This is a genomic window from Stenotrophomonas sp. YJH_SMC_32, assembly GCF_059369975.1.
The window spans coordinates 36,657-56,087 of the sequence record NZ_JCAFTE010000014.1; the positions used below are offsets into that span (position 1 = coordinate 36,657).

Genomic DNA, 19,431 nt, shown 5'->3' on the forward strand with positions numbered 1-19,431 from the left:
TCCACGCATGGCGTGGATCTATTGCGCATCCCGCAGCGCGCCCAGGAAGGCGCGCAGCGAGGCCGGCTTGATCGGCTTGGTCAGCACGCGGTAGCCACGCTCGCGTGCCATCCGCTTCAGCTCGTCACGTCCGTCGGCGGTCAGCAGCGCACCGGGCAACGGGTAGCCGGCCGCCTCGCGCAGCGCCACCAGCGCATCCAGGCCATCCATGCGATCGTGCAGGTGGTAGTCCACCAGCATCACCTGCGGTCGCTCGGCGATCTTCTCCAGTGCCTGGTCGACGGTGGCGGCGGTGATCACCTGCACCTGCCAGCGGCCGAGCAGTGCGCGCATGCCGTCGAGGATTTCCTCGTCGTTGTCCACGCACAGCACCCGTAGGCCCGCCAGCGAATCGCTGCGCACCGGTGTGGCCACGGCCTGGGTCGCCTTGGCAGGCTCGGTGTAGCCGGGCAAGGGCGCAACCCGCGGCAGGATGATCGAGAACATCGAGCCACTGCCAACGCGGCTGCGTGCATTGAGGCGATGGTCGAGCAGGCGCGAGATGCGCTGACAGATCGACAGGCCCAGGCCCAACCCCTGCTCGCCCCAGTCGAACGGCTGCTGGTAGCGGTGGAACTCGTCGAAGATCTGCCGCATGTGGTGTTCGGGAATGCCAGGGCCGGTATCCCACACCTGCAGTTCCACCTCGTCGCCGCGCTGGCGCACGGCCAGCACGATGCGCCCCTGGCGTGTGTAGCGCAGCGCATTGGCCAGGAAGTTCTGCAGTACGCGGCGCAGCAGGCGGCGATCGCTGCGTACCCAGGCCGCGCGCGCGAACAGGTCCAGGCGCAGGCCACGGCCTGCGGCGACCGGCGTGTACTGCGCGGCCAGCTCGCGCATCAACGCACTCACATCGAACTCGCCGATCACCGGGTGCAGGCCACCGGCATCCAGCCGCGACACGTCCAGCAGGCCATCAAGCAGTTCTTCGGCAGCGCGCAGCGACGCGTCCACGCGCTCGGCCAGATGCTTCTGCTCGTCGCTGACGTGATCACTGTCGCGCAGTGCCGAAGCGAACAGGCGTGCTGCGTTCAGCGGCTGCAGCACGTCGTGGCTGATCGCCGCCAGGAAGCGCGTCTTCGACTGCTGCGCAACCTCGGCCTCATGCGAGCGCTCGGCCACGCGCTGTTCCAGCGTCTCGTTGGCTTCAAGCAGCGCCCTTTCAGCGTGCTTGTAGTCGGTGATGTCGTTGTAGCTGGTCACGTAACCGCCGCCGGGCAGCGCCTGGCCACGCATCTCGATCACCTTGCCGTCGCTGCGGGTGCGCTCGAACACGTGCGGCGAGCCGGCGCGCATGTAACCGATGCGGCGGTTGATCTGCACTTCGATATCGCCCTCGCCCAGCTCGCCGCGCTCGGCGTTGTAGCGGATCAGGTCGGCCACCGGGCGGCCCACGTAGAGCATGCCGTCGGGGTAACCGAACATGTCCTGGTAGCGGCGGTTCCACGCGGTCAGGCGCATGTCCGGATCGACCACGCTGACCCCGGCGCTGATGTTCTCCAGCGTGGTCGACAGGATCTCGCGGTTGAAGCGCAGTTCCTGCCCGGCTTCGTCCAGCACCGCCACCACTTCCCCCAGGTCCATGCCCGAGCCACGCAGCAGGCTGGTCAGCAGCAGGCGCGCCGATGCCGCACCGATCGAGGCGGCCAGCAGGCGCTCGGTGAACTGCACCCACGGCCGGTCAGCCGGTGCCGAGGATTGCAGCTCACGGCCCAGCGACTGCGCCTGCTCGAAGAACGAACGCCGTGCATGGCGTTCGCCGACCACGCGCGAAGCCAGCGCCAGCAGGTCGCCCACATGCACATGCCCGGGCCAGCCGCCGGCCACCGACGGGCGCTCGGCATACGGGTCGAGGAACGGTGCCGCACGCAGGCGCTCGTCGACGCCGGGCCGCCAGCGTGCGGAAACCAGCATCATCGTGGCCGCATTGACCAGCAGCGACCAGAACGTGCCGTGGGTCAGCGGGTCCCAGCCGGACATGCCGAACAGCTGCTGCGGACGCAGCCACTCGATGCCGAACGGGCCGTGCTGTACCCAGGCGGCGTCGACCCAGCCGGCCATGGTCATCGCCGGCAGCAGCAGGGTGTACAGCCAGGTGGCAAAGCCCAGCAGCATGCCCACTTCGACGCCGCGCCGGCTGGCACCGCGCCAGTACAGGCCGCCGATCAGGCCGGGCGCGAATTGCGCCACCGCTGCGAACGCCATCAGGCCGTACGAGGCCAGCGTGCTGTCGTTGCTGCTGGTGCGGTAGTAGCTGTAGGCCATCAGCGCCAGCAGCAGGATCGCCAGGCGGCGGATCCACAACACGCGCGAGGCGACGTCAGCGGCTTCCTGGTGGTCACCGCTCCGACGCAGCAGTACCGGCATCACCAGATCATTGCTGACCATGGTCGCCAGCGCGATGGACGAGACGATGACCATGCCGGTGGCCGCCGAGAAGCCGCCCACGTAGGCGATCAGCGCCAGCGCATTGCGGCCTTCGGCCAACGGCAGCGCCAGCACCATCGAGTCGTCGGCGACGCTGCCGCCGGTGCCGAACAGGGTCACGCCGGCGGTGGCGATCGGCAGCACCATGCCCGAGATCAGCACCAGGTAACCGCCGAACATCCAGCGCGCGCGGCGCACGTCGCGCACGTCACCGCACTCGACCACCGCCACGTGGAACTGGCGCGGCAGGCAGATGATGGCGAGGAAGCTGAGCAGGGTCTGCGAGATGAAGCCGACCGGCGGCAGGCCGGTGAACAGCGTATGCACCGACTCGACCACCGCGTCGGTGCGGTTGCTCAGCCACAGGTAGGCGAACACACCCACCGCCAGCATCGCCAGCAGCTTGATCACCGATTCAAAGGCAATCGCCAGCATCATGCCGTGGTGGTGCTCGGTGGCATCGACCTGGCGGGTACCGAACAGGGTGGCGAACAGCGCCATCAGCAATGCCACGTATAGCGCCGGGTCGGTGAAGAACCCGGTCGGGCCGGTGTTGCCGGTCAGCACCTGCAGGCTCATCGCCACCGCTTTGTACTGCAACGCCAGGTACGGAATGATGCCGATCAGCGCGATGATCGCCACCAGCGCCGCCAGCCGCCGCGAGCGACCGAAGCGCGAGGAGATGAAATCGGCGATGGAGACCACGTTCTGGCTGCGTGCGATCAGCGCCAGGCGCTCGATGATGCGCCAGCCGAACAACAGCAGCAGCAGCGGGCCGATGTAGATCGGCAGGTAGCCCACGCCATTGCGCACGGCAGTGCCGACCGCGCCGTAGAAGGTCCACGACGAGCAGTACACCGCCAGCGCCAGGCTGTAGACGACCGGCCGCAGCCACGGCCGGTCGGGGTACATCGGCCGACGGTCGCCCCACCACGCCACGCCGAACAGCAGCGCGGCATAGGCAACCGAGACCAGCAGCAGGACCCAACTGGAGACCACGCGTGTGTTTCCGTCGGAGGAACCCGCAGTGTAGGCCAGGCGCGGCCGGGTGTACGGGCTCGTTGGGGGCAACCGCCCCCACCGGTGTGGGGGCTTACGCGGTGCGGGCCACGACCGTGGGTCGTGGCCGGCTTCTTACTGGGCCGGCACGCCCATTTCCTTCAGCAGTTCCGGCGCCGGGTAGACCTTGGCCAGCAGCCAGCGCAGGTAGCGCATGTCCACGTGCACGGCACGCTTGTAGCGCGGGTCGAACCACCAGCTGGCGCTGACCGACTCCCAGTTGCTGTCAAAGTTCAGGCCGATCAGTTCGCCCTTGGCATTGAGCACCGGCGAGCCGGAGTTGCCGCCGGTGGTGTCCAGGTTGGTCAGGAAGTTGACCGTCTGGGTCTTCAGTGCCGGATCGGCGGTGCTGCCGAAGTCACCCTTGGCGATCGCTGCCAGCAGCGGCTTGGGTGCGTCGAACGGATAGGCGTTGGTGTTCTTCTCGACGATGCCGGCCACGGTGGTCACCGGCGAGTAGGTCACGCCATCGCGCGGGTGCAGTGCCTCGACCTTGCCGTAGCTGATGCGCAGGGTGCGGTTGGCATCCGGGTACACAGCGCGGCCCTGCTTGGCACGCCAGGCGAACAGCGCCTGCATGTAGGCCGGGCGCAGGCGCAGCTGCTCGCCCTCGCGGGTCTTGCTTTCGTTCTCGATGCGCAGCTGCGCGGCCACCAGCGGGCCGGCCACGGCGATCAGCGGATCGGCGGCCAGGGCCTTGCCTTCGCGCGCAGCCGCGAAGCGCGACAGGCGCTGCGCCTCGTCACCCAGCTGGGTGCCGGCGTACAGGGTATCCAGTGCCTTGGCCAGCTGCTGCGGGGTACGGCCGAAGGCGGCGTCGAACTCGGCCACGCGCTGCGCGTCCGGCAGCTGCTGGTAACGGGTCAGCAGGGTGGTCAGCAGGGCCTTCTCGACCTCCGGTGCGTAGCGGCGCTGGACCTGCTTGAGCACGCCTTCGATCATCGCCTGGTCGCGCTGCTGGTAACCGCTCTCGCGCTGCGCGTCCGGTTTGGCCGATTCGATGCGCAGGCGCTCCAGCAGCAGCGCCGAGCGCAGCAACTGGCTCTGTGCGGCCATCTGGTCCAGCAGCAGGTCACGCTCGCCCACCGCCGCGCCCTGTGACAGGTTGGCCAGCAGCGCCTTGATGTCGCTCTGGTACCTGCGGTCGGTGGCGGCCAGCATCGCGGTCTCGTCGGCGGCACGCTGGGCCTTGGCGTCGCTGCGCAGCAGACCTTCCAGCTCACCGGCGGCGCGCTTGCGGTTGTTCTTCAGCGACTGCAGCTGCGAAGCGTAACGGGTACGTGCCTGCGCGTCCTTGGCGGTTGCCGCCTCGATGGTGTCGATCATCTGCTGGAACACCGAAACGCGGCGCGGCAGCACGGTGTCGATCTGGCCGGCGAATTCTGCCGCGGTACGGTGGCGGTAGGTGATGCCCGGATAACCGGCCAGCATCGCGTAGTCGCCCTCCTTCGGGCCCTCCACCGACATCTGCAGGTGTGCCGGCGCCTGGTAGGGCACGTTGTCCTTGCTGTAGGCGGCCGGCTTGCCGTCCTTGCCCACATAGGCGCGCAGCAGGGTAAAGTCGCCGGTGTGGCGCGGCCACATGAAATTGTCGATCTCATCGCCATAGTTGCCGATCGCACGCGGCGGCGCGTACACCAGGCGCACGTCGCTGAGTTCCAGCTGGGCGATGCGGTAGAAGTCGGTGCCGTAGTACATGTTGGCCACCGAGCAGCGCACACTGCCATCCTTCTCGCACTCGGCCACGATCTGCTTGCTGGCGGCATCGACGGCATCGAAGTAAGCACGGCCGGTCTTGCCGCGGGCCTGCGCCAGCACCTGGTCGGTCACCTTGTCGAAGCCGACGGTGACCAGCACGCGGAAGTCCGGGTTGGCCTGGCGCTCATCGGCACGGCCGTTGGCGATGAAGCCACCGTTGATCAGGTCGTGCTCTGGGGAGCTGTTGTACTGGATCACGCCCATCGCCACGTGGTGATTGGTCAGCAGCAGGCCGTCGCTGGACACGAACGAGCCGGTGCCGCCGCCAGCGCGCACCACCGCGCTCAGCGGCGGCGCGGTGACATTGGCCAGGTCGGCCGGATTACCCTTGAAACCTGCGGCCTGCAGCGGCTCGGCCAGCTCCGGCAGCTGCGTCGGCATCCACATGCCTTCATCGGCGTGGGCACCGGCGGCGAGGGTCAGGCCCAGGGCCAGGGCGGTGGGAAGGGCTTTGCGTGGTGACATGAGGCAATCCGGTACGACTGAACAGCCCGGGACCATAGCCGCTGGGGCCGCATGGGGCAACGGCTGATGGTTGGGGGCACCGATGCTGGCTAGAATCAGGCACGGATACTAGGGAAGGACCGATGATCGCAGGAATCGATCTGGGCACCACGCATTCGACAGGGCCATCTGCCGCCGAGGCGCTTGCCGACCGCATCGTCCGCAACGGTCAGCAACGCGATCCGGCAGACTTCGCAGCCTGGCTGCAGCAGTCCCCGGAACTGCAGCCCCCTGCGGATGCTGGCGCGGTGAACCTGGCAACCTGGCAACGGCTGATGAAGGGCACTACGCCGTTCCCGCAAGCGAACTTCGAGCAGCTGGCCGACCGCTTCCAGTGGTATGACCGGGACAGTATCCGCGAGTGCTACGACATGGCCGCCCTCGGCCACAGCATGCACCTGTGCTGGTTGCTGGTGCCAGGCAACGAGACCGCGCTCGCCCGTTACATGCGTCTTGAGAATGCGCCGGTCTCGGTGGTGCAGGCCCGCACCCGTGTCGCCCGGCTCAGTGGCCCCTGGCACCCACTGCGCGCGCGCATCCAGGCGCTGTCCGCGCGCACGCGGCACGAAATGCGTGAAACGCTGCATTACCTTGTCGGCGTGCCTGTGATGGCGCACGTGGCGCTCCCACCGCCATTGCAGCGCAGGCAGGTCATGTTCTGGGCGGCCGCATGCGACGCCCTGCACCATTCCGTGCCGTCACGCAGACGCTTCACGCGGCGAACGGTCGCTTTGGCACTGCTTCTGACGTGCGCCCTGCTGGCCGCCATCGCAATCCTCCGCGGGGCATTTTCCAGCTCCCCCGGCAATGCAGACAGTGATCGTTCAAGCCTGCAGCCCCCACACGAGGCAAACCCATGAGCAACTGGATGGACCTGCTGGAGCGCGCCAAATCCACCGACCCGCAACCTTTCGCGGTGTACCTGCAGGGTCTGCGCAGCCAGTGGTCCCTGGACGAGCGCGCTGAAGCCAGTGCTAGGGTGCTGCAGGCGCTGCGCGCGCGGCAGGCGCCCATGAACCTGTCCGAAGCCGCGGCGCTTTACCAGGCCTTCGGCTGGGACGACGCGGGCTGCGGCCTGGCACCAGGCGAACTGCGCGAGCTGGCCGAACACGCCTGGCAGGACTGGCTGCAACTGCCCGCGCAGACCGATCTGCTGGCCCAGCAGATGGAGGCGCGTGGCGGACGCTGGACCAGCCACGATGACGCTGCCAGCCGCCTTCAGCAGCTGCGCGAACCGCGTTCGCACCTGCGCAACCTGATGTCCGCGCTGCCGCTGCGCGTGCCGCGCCAGGCCGCAGCGTTGATGGACGTACTGGGCTGCCAGGAGGACCGTCCTCTGCCGCCCGGCATCGATGCGGGCCAAGCCCGCTTCTGGGCCGGCGCCAGCGATGTCACCCGCCTCACCGCAGCACAGTTGTCATTGCTGCGTGCACTGCTGGCAAGCGTGGCGCTGACGTTGATGGCCTTCATCGCGTTGGCCACCACCCAGATCGCCAACACGCTGCTGCCCTACCAGTCGGAAGAGCAGCGCAGGGCGATCGTGCTGGGCACGGCAGCGCTGGCGCCACTGCTCGGCACGCTGCTGGCCATTGGCCTGCGTCATCTGTTCGTCTGGCAGAGCGCCCCTGAAGACCCGTCCGTGCCGCCTTCCCGGCTGCGTTGGCTGGCCCTGCCGGTCGCCTGCGCAGCCATCGCAGTGGTCGGTACCGCCGTCTACCTGTGGGTGCCCTCGCCTTCGCTGTGGTTGGCACCGCTGTGCTGGCTGCTGGCCTGGACCGTGCTGGCCACGGCATGGATCCGCTACCAGCTGCGCCGGGGCAAGCCCGTCCGCATGGAATTGCCAGTGTCATTCCTGATGATGCTGTCCGTGCTCAGCGTGCTGCCGGCGCTGCTGGGTGCGCTGCTGCTGTGGAGCATGGACCTGTCCGGGCACCGCCAGCGGCTGCGCCGCAGCTGAAGAAGCCGGGGGTCGGACCCTTTCAACGAAAGGGCGCCGCCCCCGACCCGGTCATTTCTCCCGCCGCCAGTTGATCGAACCACGGTTTTCCACCGTGCTCGATTCCACTTCCACATCAAACCCGCGGCGCAGCAGGTACTTCAGCGTGATCACCGAACCGGCGCCCACCAGCGACACGCCGTAACCCACGTAAAGCTTGGGCGAGATGTACTTGCCGACGCCGATCACCGAACCACCCAGCGCGCGCGACTGGCTCACGCCTGCATCATCCAGGCCCAGCTTGGCACCCAGCTGCGAGGCGAGCAGGCCACTGCCAGCCGAGAGCGCCGCCGAGGCCGCGTTGACCTGCTGCGCCTGGTCGCTGCTGGCGCCGGTCAGGCTGCGTCCCAGCACCAGATAGGCCAGTGCCTCGGACTGCGACATCGCCGGATCGGACCACACGTCGGCACGCGGTTGCTGGGCACGCCCGGTCACGTCGATGCCGGCGGTGACATCACCGATGCGGCGCTCGGCGCGGATGTTGATGCGCGGGTCGGACACCGCGTTGTAGTTCCAGTTGAGGTTGCCACGGGTGATGGTCAGGTCCTGCCCATACGCCTTGTAGCGGCCGCTCACTTCCAGGCCGCCATTGGCGGTCATTTCGCGGCCGGGCTTGGCCCAGACCTGCATCTTGCCGGTCAGCGCGCCCTTCAGGCCGAACCCGGTCATCTTCACCTTGTCGCCCAGGCTGACCGTCAGGTCCATGTCCAGCGGCGAGGTGCGCGACTCTTCCGGATCGGCCGGGTCGAGCACCACCACGTCTTCGGACACCGAGGTGCCGCGGTCCAAGCGTTCCAGATCGATGTCGGCCTCGGGCACGTGCACGGTGCCGCGCAGCTCCATCGCCGCCTTGGCCAAGGTGAAGTCGAGGTTGGGGTTGGCGACGATGCGCAGTTCGCTGGTGTTGGACAGCAGCACGTTCTCGCCATGGATCTTCAGCTGCAGCGGCTGCGCATCGCCGAACCACGACAGGCCACCGTCCACGTACAGCGTGCCCTGGCCCGAGTTGGCCTGCGCGGTGATCTTGGCCGAACCATCGGGCTGGGCCACGAAGCTGCCCTTGCCCTGGTCGAAGGTCAGGCCCAGCGCGGGGAATTCGCCCTTGAAGTTGCTCAGCTGTGCGTCACCGCCCAGCGACGGCTGGCCTCGCGTCCCGCGCAGGCTGACGTGGCCTTCGATCAGGCCGGTCGGTCGCACGATGTCCGGCGAGAACAGCTCCAGCCAGTACAGCCGCGACATGTTGAGGTAGAGCTCACCATTAAGCGGCGCACTGGCTTCCCAGCCGGTCTGCATCTTGGCGTCGACGAAGCCATTGCCCTGGAAGCCCATGCCCAGGTAGCCCTTGATGCTGGCCGGGGTCATGTCGAGCTTCAGCGAGAACTGGTCATAGCGCACCAGCTCGCCGCGGGTGGTATCGCCCACGGTGTTGCGGTTCTCGCCCAGGCGCACGCCGCCTTCCTTCGAGCGCACCTCCACATGGCCTTCCCAGGCGTTGCCGCGCGGGCGGATGTGCGCGTCCAGGCTGACATCGCCGCGAAGGTAGATGCGGCGCCCGGACTGCGGCGGCAACCACGGCTGCACCAGCGCCAGCGGCAGCGCGTCGCTGCGCACCACCAGGCCTTCGCGCGGCCAGTTGGCCTGTGCGCACAGCGCGCCGCTGCTCGCGGCGGCCAGGCAGGCTTCGGACAGGGTGTAGGTGCTGCCGTTGATCGCGAACGCCGCCGGTGCACGCAGCGCCCAGGCATCGCCCTTCACCGGTGCGATGCGCAGCGACGCCAGCTCGCCACGCCACTGCGTGCCCTGCTGGCGCACGCTGCCCTGCAGCTCGACCGCACCCATCTCGTTGCGGGTCTGCGCAGCCAGGCGCAGGTTGGACACACTGCCCTGCGCGTCGATGTTCAGCCGCTCCAGCAGCATGCCCGCGTTGACTTGCTGGCCCTGCACGGCCAGCGTGCCGCTGTCGCCGCGCCACGGCAGGCGGCCCTTGATGCTCACGCTCTCGGCGCCGTAGCCGTCCCAGTTGAGGTTGTTGCCGACCAGGTCGGCGGTGATGTCCGGCGCATCGCGCGGGCCCTTCACCTGTACCTGGCCACGCAGGCCACCGTCGGCGGCCGGCAGCAGGTCGCTCAACTGCAATGGCTCGAAACGCGCCTCGATGTCGAGGCGGTCGCCGACCTTGCCCGACGCGGTCACCCGGCTGCTGCCCAACGCCAGTTTCAGGTCACCTTGGCCCTGCGCGCCCTGCAGCGCGAACTTGCCCTGTGCGTCGAGATTGCGCTGGCGCAGCATGCCCTTCAGCGAGGGCAGGTCCACCGTGGCTTCCAGCGTACCGGCGGTGCCCGGTGCGGCATTGGCCGGCGGCGGCAGCTGGCGGCCCTTGGAGGCCAGGTTGCCGGACAGGCGGCCGTTCCAGCCCGGCACGAAATAGCCGGGGTCGAAGTCCTTCAGCGTGGCCTTGGCGTCCCAGTCCAGCTGCGGCGCCCACGCCACCTGGCCTTCCACCTGCAGCTGGCCACCGGGCGTCTGCGCCTGCAGCTGGTGGATCGACGCGGCCTGGTCGTTGCCACGCACATCGAAGTGCAGCTGCGCCTTCTGCTTTTCGCGTTCGACCTCGGCGCGGCCGATCGCCGCCCAGGCCTTCAGGGTACCGGCCAGGCCGAAGCGTGCTTCCTTCAGAGTGACCGGCACCGGTGCGCTGCCGGCGGTGTTCGGATCGGGCGCCGGTACATAGGTCAGGTCCCGCGCGACCACCGAGAAGTTGAGCTTCTGCTGGTTTTCCTGGCTGAAATCGGCGGTGCCCTCCAGGCGGGCTTCGCCACCGAGGCCCTTCAGCAGCAGCGGCGAGACCTTCAGTACCTGGTCCTGCAATGACACCTTGGACGGTGCAAGTTCCAGTTCCTGGTCGCCCTGCTTCACCCTGCCACGCAGGTTGGCATTGCCGCCCTTGCCAGCAGCGGTGAAATCCAGCGACAACGGCGTGATCGCCGAGCTCGCCAAGGCCGGCGACAGCAACGCCAGATCCAGCTCGTCGCTGCGCACGCTGGCGTTCCACGTCGGGTCGGCGCGGCCATCGAACACCAGCATCGCGTGCAGCGGCTTCGGTGCACGCCCGGCCACCGCCACTTCCATGTGCGACAGGTCACCGCGGGCGACCAGGCCGACGGTAGCGGCTGTGCGCCCACGCGGTGCCGGCAACACCGCCGTCACCGTCACGTCGGTGTCGTAGTCCTTTGCCGGGATGTAACGGCCCTGGGCAGTGAAGTTGCCCATGTCACTGTCCACCACCAGCTTGTGCGCCTGGAACTCGCCGTTGGCGATCTCGATGCCGCCGCGCACGCGGCTGATGTCGATCACTGGTTCGTTGGCCTGGCTGATGCGGAAGCCATCGATGGCGATGGCATCGGCCTGGATCGCCAGCGGCATTTCGATCTGCGGTAGCGAATCGGGCCACGACGGCAGCTTGAACGGCTCATCGCTCTTGGCCAGGTTCAACGTCGCGTTGGTCAGCTCCAGCTTGTCCAGCAGCAGCTTGCGGCCCAGCAGCGGGCGCAGGTCCGGCTCCAGGTGCGCACGCTCGGCGTGGAAATGGATGTCGTCATAGCGGAAGTCGACGTTGTACAGGGTCAGTGGTCCGGCCACCGGGCCGTCCACCTTGTCCCAGGTGAAGCTGGCACCCACTGGCAGCCGCGCCACCACCTGGGCCAGCAGTACGTCACGGCCGGCCACGGTCTGCAGCAGCCAGTACACCGCCAGCAGGGCCAGCAGCACCAGGCCGATCACGCCGGCGCCGGACCATGCCCAGAAGCGGCGACGGCGATAGAAACGCACGCGTGGCGGCGGGGTGTTCGGGGTCGGTGCGGACGCGCTCACAGGTCCGCTCCGATGTTCAGGTACAGCTGGAACTGCGAATCCGGGTTGTTCAGGCCGTGCGCCACGTCGATGCGCACCGGGCCCACCGGCGATTTCCAGCGTACGCCGAAGCCGACGCCGGTATGCAGGTCGATGGTGTTGTCGAAGGCACTGCCGGTATCGACGAACACCGCCGCACCCCAGGGGCCACCGTTGAAGTAGTGCTCGTACTCGGCCGAGCCGATCACCAGGTTCTTGGCACCCAGCGCGTACTTGTCCGGCTTCGGCGTACGCGGGCCGACCTCACGGTAGGCGTAGCCGCGGATGCTGCGGTCACCACCGGCGAAGTAGCGCAGGCTCGGCGGCATCGCCACCAGATCGCTGGTCCAGGTGGTGCCGCCCTCGCCGCGCAGGATCAGGCGATTGCTTTCACCCACCGGGATGTACCAGCGCAACACGGCGTTGGCCTGCACGAAGCTGGTATCCGAGCCGGCGCCTTCCACGCCGGCACGCACCGTTGCAGCGCCGCTGATGCCCTTGCGCGGGAACATCTCGTCGTCGACGTTGACGTAGTCGGCAACCATCTGCGGGTACACCAGCGTCGAGGTGTTGTAGACGGCGTCGGTGAATTCGGTGCCGGAGGCATAGCGCCAGCGCTCGCGCAGCGCGTTGATCGAGGCGATCGCGGTCCAGTGTTCGTTGATCTCGCCGCTGCGGCTGGCGATCAGCTTGAAGTTGCGCAGGTCGATGTAGTCGGTCTGCTCGTCATACGCGCTGGCAGCGAAGGTGTACCAGCCATCAAGCCAGTTGAAGGCCGGAATGCGGTAACTGGTAACCAGGCTCTTGCGCTTCTGCGCATAGTCCAGCTGCGTGTTTATCTTGTGGCCGCGGTTGTTCAGGAACCGCCGCTCGATGCCACCGCGCACACCCGGGCCGCTCTCGCTGCCGTAGCTCAGGCCTGCGGTGTAGATGGTGCGCTTGGCCCGGGTCAGCTTCACGTCCACCGGCACTTCGCCGTTCTCGTCGGCCTGGTCCGGGCGCGGCTGGATGTCGATCACGCTGAAGTAGTCCAGCTTGGTCAGCGACTCGCGCAGCCGGTCCAGCTTGCCCTCGTGGTAGTAGCTGCCCTCGTCCCAGTACACCAGTGGATCGAACAGCTTGTCGACGAAGTAATCCTGCTCGAAGCGCACCGGGCCCATGTTGTAGCGGCGGCCGCTGTCCCAGGTCAGGTCGATGTCGGCGGCGTTGTCGGCGCGGGTGATCTGCACCTGGCGCTGGGTGTAGTCGGCATCGAAGTAGCCGCGCTCGGCCAGGCGCCGGGTGATGGTGATCTTGCTGGCTTCGTACTGGGTGTGCTCGAAGCGCTGGCCCTTGCGGGGCTTGAAGGCGGCCAGGTCGTCCTGCAGGTACTGGTCGTACATCGCCGGGCCGGTGATGTCGATGTGCTCGCGGCGCACGGTCACCGGGGCGCCCTTGTCGACATGGATCAGCACGCGCACGTGCTCGTCCTCACGCGGCGCCTCGACCTTGATCACCGGGTTGTAGTACCCGAACGGCTCCAGCGCCTGGCGGGTCTGCCGCTCGGCCTGCGACAGCAGGTACTCCAGGCGCGATTCGCCCTGCTCCTTGCCGATCGTGTCGTACAGCGACAGCGATTCCTGGATGTTCTCGATGATTGCGGCGTCGTCGCCCTTGTCCAATCCCTTGATGTCCACCTTGTCGATGGTGCCGCGCGCATGGACCACGGAAGTGGCGGCCAGCGACAGGACCATCAGCGGCAGGGCGTATTTCTTTGGCTGCATGCGGCACAGCATACCGACCGGAGGTGACGATGCGAAATGCATCACGTCATTGCGGATCGGTTGTTAAGTGGCGGTCAAAATACACCGCAAAGTGTCGATTGTCGCAACCGACCAATCAGGATGCCGGCATCGTCCACGATGTCGGCAATGACCCCGATAGACAACGCCGGCGATGTTCCGGTAGTGCCGGGCGCTGGCCGGCACCCCACAGATCGGGGGCAATGCCGGCCAGCGGCCGGCACTACCGATACGGGCGTCAGCTCGACAGATGCTCGATCGCCGCCACCTTGCCCAGGCGCTCGCCCAGCATCGTCAGCAGCGCCAGGCGGTTGCCACGCAGTGACGGATCTTCCGCGTTGACCATCACGCCATCGAAGAACGCGTCGACCTGCGGACGCAGGCGCGCCAGGCGTGCCAGCACCGCCACATAGTCCTTCTGGTGCAGGCTGGCGCCGGTGTCATCGATGGCGGCGGTGACCGCTTCGGCCAGCGCGCGCTCGGCATCTTCCTGCAGCAGTGCCGCGTCGATCTGCGCCGGAATCTCGCCCTCGGCCTTGCGCAGGATGTTGCGGATGCGCTTGTTGGCCGCGGCCAGCGCCTCTGCCTCCGGCAGCGCGGCGAAGGTGCCGATCGCATCCAGGCGGCGATCGAAGTCGTACAGCGAGGCCGGCTTCAACTCGGCCACGGCGTTGAAGTGCGTGGCCGGCACGCCCTTGTCAGCGTAGTAGCCCTTCAGGCGGTCGAGGATGAAGTCGTACAGCTCGCCGACATCGGCCTGCACGTTGCGCGCGGCCAGGCCGGCATTGGCGCTGGCCATCAGCGCGCGCAGGTCCAGTTCGAAGCCGCTTTCGATGATCGTGCGGGCCAGGCCCAGCGCATTGCGGCGCAGCGCGAACGGGTCCTTGTTGCCGGTCGGCTTCAGGCCTGCAGCGAAACCACCGGCCAGCGTATCCACGCGTTCGGCGATGGCCAGCACCTTGCCCAGCGGCGACAGCGCGATGTCGTCACCACCGAAGCGTGGCTGGTAGGCCTCGTCGATGGCCAGCGCCACGTCGGCCGATTCACCACCGGCCACGGCGTAGTGGCGGCCGGCGATGCCCTGCAGTTCCGGGAATTCGTTGACCATGCGCGACTGCAGGTCGTTCTTGGCCAGCTCGGCAGCCCGCTTGGCCTGCGCCGGATCGGCACCGACCTGGGCTGCGATCACTTCGGCCAGTGCGGCCACGCGCGCCACCTTGTCGGCCACGCTGCCCAGCTTGGCCTGGTAGGTCACCGTCTTCAGGCCGTCGCCCATCGACATCAGGCCCTGCTTCAGGTCCTCGTCGAAGAAGAACTTGGCATCGGCAAAGCGCGGGCGGATCACCCGCTCGTAGCCCTTGGCCACTTCGGCCACGTCCTTCGATTCGATGTTGGCGATGCCGATGAACTTCTCGGTCAGCGTGCCGGCGGCATCCAGCACCGGGAAGAACTTCTGGTTGATCTCCATCGTTTCGATCAGTGCTTCCTGCGGCACTGCCAGGAAGGCGCGTTCGAAGCTGCACAGCACCGGCGACGGCCATTCGACCAGGTTCACCACCTGCTCCAGGTTGTCTTCGGTGATGCGGGCGCTGCCACCGGCTCCGGCTGCAGCGGCCTCGACCTCGGCGACGATGCGCGCACGTCGCTCGCTCGGGTCGACCAGCACGAACGCGGCGCGCAGCGCTTCAACGTAGTCCTGCGGCTGCGCCAGCGACACGGCCTGGTCGTGGTGGAAGCGATGGCCACGGCTGGCACGGCCGGCCTGCAGGCCGAACAGTTCGGCCTCGACCACGTTGGCGCCGTGCAGCAGCACCAGCCAGTGCGCCGGGCGGGCGAAGCCCCAGGCGTGATCGCCCCAGCGCATCGGCTTGGGAATCGGCATCGCCGCGATCGCCTCGCGCAGGATTTCCGGCAACAGGCTGGCGGTGCTCGCGCCCGGGGTCACCGCGCGGTGCACGAAGCGCTCGCCCTTGTTGTCGGTGGTCTTCTCCAGCGCGGTCCAGTCAATCCCGGCCTTGGCGGCGAAGCCCTGCAGGGCCTTGGTCGGCTGGCCTTCGGCGTCCAGCGCGATGTTCAGATACGGGCCCAGCACTTCGCTGTGCTGTTCCGGCTGTTCCAGGCCGACGCCCGGCAGCAGCACGGCCAGCCGGCGCGGGGTCGACAGCGGGCGGGCATCGCCCAGCTCCAGCGCGACGCCACGCTTGCGCAGGCCTTCGACAACACCGTCGAAGAACGCCTGGGCCAGGCCCGGCAGCGCCTTGACCGGCAGCTCCTCGGTGCCCAGTTCGATCAGCAGGGGGGACAGTTGGCTCATCGGTTCGATCCTGTGGTGGGGGCGCAGCGCGCAACGCGTCCGGCGCCCCGGGTAGTTGATGAAAAGCGGGACGGTGCAGGAAGGCGGTCAGGCCTTCTTCGCACCCGGGAAGCCCAGCTTCTCGCGCTGCTCGTAATACGCCTTGGCCACCGCCTGGGCCAGCGCGCGCACGCGCAGGATGTAGCGCTGGCGCTCGGTCACGCTGATCGCGCGGCGCGCATCGAGCAGGTTGAAGGTGTGGCTGGCCTTCATCACCTGCTCGTAGGCCGGCAGCGGCAGGCCCACTTCCACCAGCTTCTGCGCTTCACGCTCGCAGGCATCGAAGCGGTGGAACATTTCGTCCACGTCGGCGTATTCGAAGTTGTAGGTACTCTGCTCCACCTCGTTCTGGTGGTAGACGTCGCCGTAGGTCACCGGCTGGCCGTCCGGGCCGTAGGTCCAGACCAGGTCATAGACGTTGTCGCAGTTCTGCAGGTACATGCACAGGCGCTCGAGACCGTAGGTGATCTCGCCCAGCACCGGGCGGCACTCCAGGCCACCGGCCTGCTGGAAGTAGGTGAACTGGGTCACTTCCATGCCGTTGAGCCAGACTTCCCAGCCCAGGCCCCACGCGCCCAGCGTCGGCGATTCCCAGTTGTCCTCGACGAAGCGCAGGTCGTGCACCAGCGGATCGATGCCCAGTGCCTTCAGCGAATCCAGGTACAGCTGCTGGATGTTGTCCGGCGCCGGCTTCATCGCCACCTGGTACTGGTAGTAGCGCTGCAGGCGGTTCGGGTTCTCGCCGTAGCGGCCGTCGGTCGGGCGGCGCGACGGCTGCACGTAGGCCGCGTTCCAGCTTTCCGGCCCGATCGCCCGCAGGAAGGTGGCCGGGTGGAAGGTACCGGCGCCCACCTCCAGGTCGAGCGGCTGGATGAGCACGCAGCCCTGCTGGGCCCAGAACTGGTTCAGGGTCTGGATCAGGCCCTGGAAGGTGATCGGAACGGTCGGGGTCGCGGACATGCGTACGAGTCTTGGCCGGCAAGAGGGTGCGCTAGTATAACGGCCGACCTGCGGGGCATTCCGTACCCGGGAGGAGCAGGCAGATGGAACATCGGCTGCCGGTGGGCACGCCCGGCGAGCCAGGCGGCGTCCCGCTGCCGTGGGGCCGCCTGCATTTCGAGCAGGTGGGTGCGGCGCTGCTGGCCGACGGCCTGGTCGCCGAGCACGAGGGCGAGCGCATGCGGTTTTCCGCACAGGGCGCGCGCAATGCCAGTGAAGTGCACCCGCTGGTGCTGCTGTCCAACCTCAAGCTGGCCACCCGCGACGGCGGCGAACTGACCCTGGAACGCCTGACCGAATGGCTGGCCCAACGCACCGGCAACCGCTACCTGCGCATCGATCCGACCCGGGTCGACGTCGCTGCGGTCACCGCGCTGGTCTCCCACGCCTATGCCCGTCGCCACCGCTTCCTGCCGCTGGCAGTGGATGCCGAACGGGTGCTGGTGGCCACCAGCGAGCCGCTGGTGCAGGAATGGCGCCGCGACCTGCAGCACCTGACACGCCGCCGCATCGAGCTGGCGGTGGTCAATCCGCTCGACCTGCACCGCTACACCATGGAGTTCTACGGGGTGACCCGTTCGGTGCGTGGCGCGCGCGGCGACGTCCGCGGCGAGGCCAACACCACCCTGCCCAGCTTCGAGCAGCTGGTCGAGCTGGGCCGCACCGGCGACGTCAATGCCGACGACCAGCACATCGTGCACATCGTCGACTGGCTGCTGCAGTACGCCTATGAGCAGCGCGCCTCGGACATCCACCTGGAACCGCGCCGCGAGATGGGACGCATGCGCTTCCGCATCGATGGTGTGCTGCACAAGGTGTTCGAGGTGCCGCCGGCAGTGATGACCGCGGTGGTCAGCCGCATCAAGGTACTCGGCCGCATGGACCTGGCCGAGCGCAGGCGCCCGCAGGACGGCCGCATCAAGACCCGCTCGCCGGGTGGCCGCGAGGTCGAGATGCGCCTGTCTACCATGCCCACCGCCTTCGGTGAGAAGTGCGTGATGCGCATCTTCGACCCCGATGCCGCCTTCAAAAGCATCGACCAGCTCGGCTTCAGCCCGCAGGAGGCCGCTGGCTGGAATGCACTGGTCGAGCGCCCGCACGGCATCGTGCTGGTCACCGGCCCGACCGGCTCGGGCAAGACCACCACCCTGTATTCCACGCTGAAGCGGCTGGCCACGCCGGACGTGAACGTGTGCACGGTGGAGGACCCGATCGAGATGATTGCGCCCGAGTTCAACCAGATGCAGGTGCAGGCCAACATCGACCTGGACTTCGCCAGCGGCGTGCGCACCCTGCTGCGGCAGGATCCGGACATCATCATGATCGGCGAGATCCGCGATCTGGAAACCGCGCAGATGGCGGTGCAGGCCTCGCTGACCGGCCATCTGGTGCTGTCCACCCTGCACACCAACGATGCACCGTCGGCGGTCACCCGCCTGCTCGACCTGGGCGTGCCGCACTACCTGCTGGCCAGCACCCTCAACGGCATCCTCGCCCAGCGCCTGGTGCGTACCCTGTGCCCGCACTGCAAGCAGCCGCACACCCTTGGTGCTGCCGACTGGGCGGTGCTCGCTGATAGCCAGGCTGCATATCCAGATGCCGCCACGCCCTGTCGTCCGGTCGGTTGCCTGGAGTGCCGGCGCACCGGATTCCTCGGCCGCATCGGCCTGTATGAGTTGCTGCCATTGGGCTCGCGGCTGCGCGGGCAGATCCGCGCCGACATGGATCTGGCCGGTTTCACCCGTGCCGCGCGCGCTGAAGGGCTGCGAACCCTGCGCCAGGCCGGGCTTGAAAAGGTGGCGCAGGGGCTGACTACAATCGAGGAAGTCCTGTCAGTGCTGCCGCCCCCGGATGAACCCAGCCCCCTTCCTGATCCTTGAAACCGGCCGCCCGGTACCGTCGCTGCGCCGCTACGGGCGCTTTCCGCACTGGATCCGCGTCGCCGCCGGGCTGGAGGAACATGAGACGGTGGTGGTCGATGTCGAACACGGTGGCGCCCTGCCCGATCCGCACGGTTTTGCCGGGGTACTGGTGACCGGTTCGGCCGCCTTCGTTACTGACCACGCCGACTGGAGCGAGCGCAGCGCGGCGTGGCTGCGCCAGACCGCCCACGCTGACCTGCCGGTGTTCGGCATCTGCTACGGCCACCAGCTGCTGGCGCATGCGCTGGGCGGTGAGGTGGCCTACAACCCGGCCGGGCGCGAGTCCGGCACGATCGAACTGGAGCTGCAGCCACAGGCGGCACAGGATCCGCTGTTCCAGGGCCTGCCGCAGCACTTTGCCGCCCACGCCACCCACCTGCAGACCGTGCTGCGCGCGCCCGACGGTGCCGAGGTGCTGGCACGCTCGCCGCTGGATGGCTGCCACGCGTTCCGCTGGGGGCGCCAGGCCTGGGGCGTGCAGTTCCACCCCGAATTTGCCACCCACCACATGCGCGGCTACGTGCGCGCCCGCGCCGACTGCATCGGCCGCCACGGCGGCTGTGCGCGCAGCATCGAGCGCGCAGTCAGCGCCGCACCGCTGGCCCGCCAGCTGCTGCGCCGCTTCGTCCGACAGGCGCGGCTGTCTTCAGCCCAGCCGGCGGCAAAACAGCGATAATCAGCGGCACGGGCAACCGCCCGTCCCCT

Annotated in this window: 10 protein-coding genes; 4 read left to right on the forward strand and 6 right to left on the reverse strand. The window is 68.0% G+C overall.

Going from position 1 to position 19,431, the window contains the following annotated elements; translation table 11 throughout:
- Positions 1-18: 18 nt before the first annotated feature.
- Both AC5P7S_RS14690 and AC5P7S_RS14695 read right to left on the reverse strand, forming a co-directional pair.
- Positions 19-3,465: a hybrid sensor histidine kinase/response regulator gene (locus AC5P7S_RS14690; RefSeq protein ID WP_095378532.1), complete on the reverse strand. Its 3,447-nt coding sequence runs from the start codon at positions 3,463-3,465 to the stop codon at positions 19-21.
- 135 nt (positions 3,466-3,600) lie between these two features.
- Positions 3,601-5,748 (reverse strand): S46 family peptidase, encoded by a 2,148-nt coding sequence (locus AC5P7S_RS14695; protein ID WP_095378529.1) that lies wholly within the window; start codon positions 5,746-5,748, stop codon positions 3,601-3,603.
- Between the two features lie 122 nt (positions 5,749-5,870).
- On the opposite strand from AC5P7S_RS14695, the gene AC5P7S_RS14700 reads away from it, so the two are divergent.
- Entirely contained in the window at positions 5,871-6,647 is a 777-nt protein-coding gene (locus AC5P7S_RS14700; RefSeq protein WP_095378527.1) for a hypothetical protein, read from the forward strand.
- Positions 6,644-7,744 (forward strand): hypothetical protein, encoded by a 1,101-nt coding sequence (locus AC5P7S_RS14705; RefSeq protein WP_065177807.1) that lies wholly within the window; start codon positions 6,644-6,646, stop codon positions 7,742-7,744. Before AC5P7S_RS14700 ends, AC5P7S_RS14705 begins: the two co-directional genes overlap by 4 nt.
- Before the next feature lie 51 nt (positions 7,745-7,795).
- Here the strand turns inward: AC5P7S_RS14705 and AC5P7S_RS14710 are convergent, their stop codons facing one another.
- The 4 genes from AC5P7S_RS14710 to glyQ form a co-directional block, all read right to left on the reverse strand.
- Positions 7,796-11,653 carry a translocation/assembly module TamB domain-containing protein gene (locus AC5P7S_RS14710; RefSeq protein ID WP_095378523.1) on the reverse strand — a complete coding sequence of 1,286 codons (3,858 nt, stop codon included), beginning with the start codon at positions 11,651-11,653 and terminating at the stop codon, positions 7,796-7,798.
- Positions 11,650-13,446, reverse strand: coding sequence for an autotransporter assembly complex protein TamA (locus tag AC5P7S_RS14715; protein WP_095378521.1), 1,797 nt, complete (start codon positions 13,444-13,446; stop codon positions 11,650-11,652). Before AC5P7S_RS14715 ends, AC5P7S_RS14710 begins: the two co-directional genes overlap by 4 nt.
- Positions 13,447-13,690: 244 nt before the next feature.
- On the reverse strand, positions 13,691-15,766 hold the full coding sequence (gene glyS, locus AC5P7S_RS14720; protein WP_095378518.1) for a glycine--tRNA ligase subunit beta: 2,076 nt from the start codon (positions 15,764-15,766) through the stop codon (positions 13,691-13,693).
- 87 nt (positions 15,767-15,853) lie between these two features.
- A complete protein-coding gene (gene glyQ, locus AC5P7S_RS14725; protein ID WP_049412007.1) occupies positions 15,854-16,765 on the reverse strand; it encodes a glycine--tRNA ligase subunit alpha in 912 nt (303 codons plus the stop codon).
- A gap of 83 nt (positions 16,766-16,848) precedes the next feature.
- Between glyQ and AC5P7S_RS14730 the strand changes: the two genes are divergently transcribed.
- A complete protein-coding gene (locus tag AC5P7S_RS14730) occupies positions 16,849-18,684 on the forward strand; it encodes a GspE/PulE family protein (protein ID WP_005420442.1) in 1,836 nt (611 codons plus the stop codon).
- Complete coding sequence (locus AC5P7S_RS14735) at positions 18,656-19,402, forward strand: glutamine amidotransferase (protein WP_005420445.1); 747 nt, start codon at positions 18,656-18,658, stop codon at positions 19,400-19,402. Before AC5P7S_RS14730 ends, AC5P7S_RS14735 begins: the two co-directional genes overlap by 29 nt.
- The last annotated feature ends 29 nt before the right edge of the window (positions 19,403-19,431 follow it).

Excerpts from the sequence above, each read along its gene's own strand:
- AC5P7S_RS14695 (WP_095378529.1), bottom strand. The coding sequence starts at position 5,748 with ATGTCACCACGCAAAGCCCTTCCCACCGCCCTGGCCCTGGGCCTGACC.
- AC5P7S_RS14700 (WP_095378527.1), top strand. The coding sequence starts at position 5,871 with ATGATCGCAGGAATCGATCTGGGCACCACGCATTCGACAGGGCCATCT.
- AC5P7S_RS14705 (WP_065177807.1), top strand. The coding sequence starts at position 6,644 with ATGAGCAACTGGATGGACCTGCTGGAGCGCGCCAAATCCACCGACCCG.
- AC5P7S_RS14715 (WP_095378521.1), bottom strand. The coding sequence starts at position 13,446 with ATGCTGTGCCGCATGCAGCCAAAGAAATACGCCCTGCCGCTGATGGTC.
- glyS (WP_095378518.1), bottom strand. The coding sequence starts at position 15,766 with ATGAGCCAACTGTCCCCCCTGCTGATCGAACTGGGCACCGAGGAGCTG.
- glyQ (WP_049412007.1), bottom strand. The coding sequence starts at position 16,765 with ATGTCCGCGACCCCGACCGTTCCGATCACCTTCCAGGGCCTGATCCAG.
- AC5P7S_RS14730 (WP_005420442.1), top strand. The coding sequence starts at position 16,849 with ATGGAACATCGGCTGCCGGTGGGCACGCCCGGCGAGCCAGGCGGCGTC.
- AC5P7S_RS14735 (WP_005420445.1), top strand. The coding sequence starts at position 18,656 with ATGAACCCAGCCCCCTTCCTGATCCTTGAAACCGGCCGCCCGGTACCG.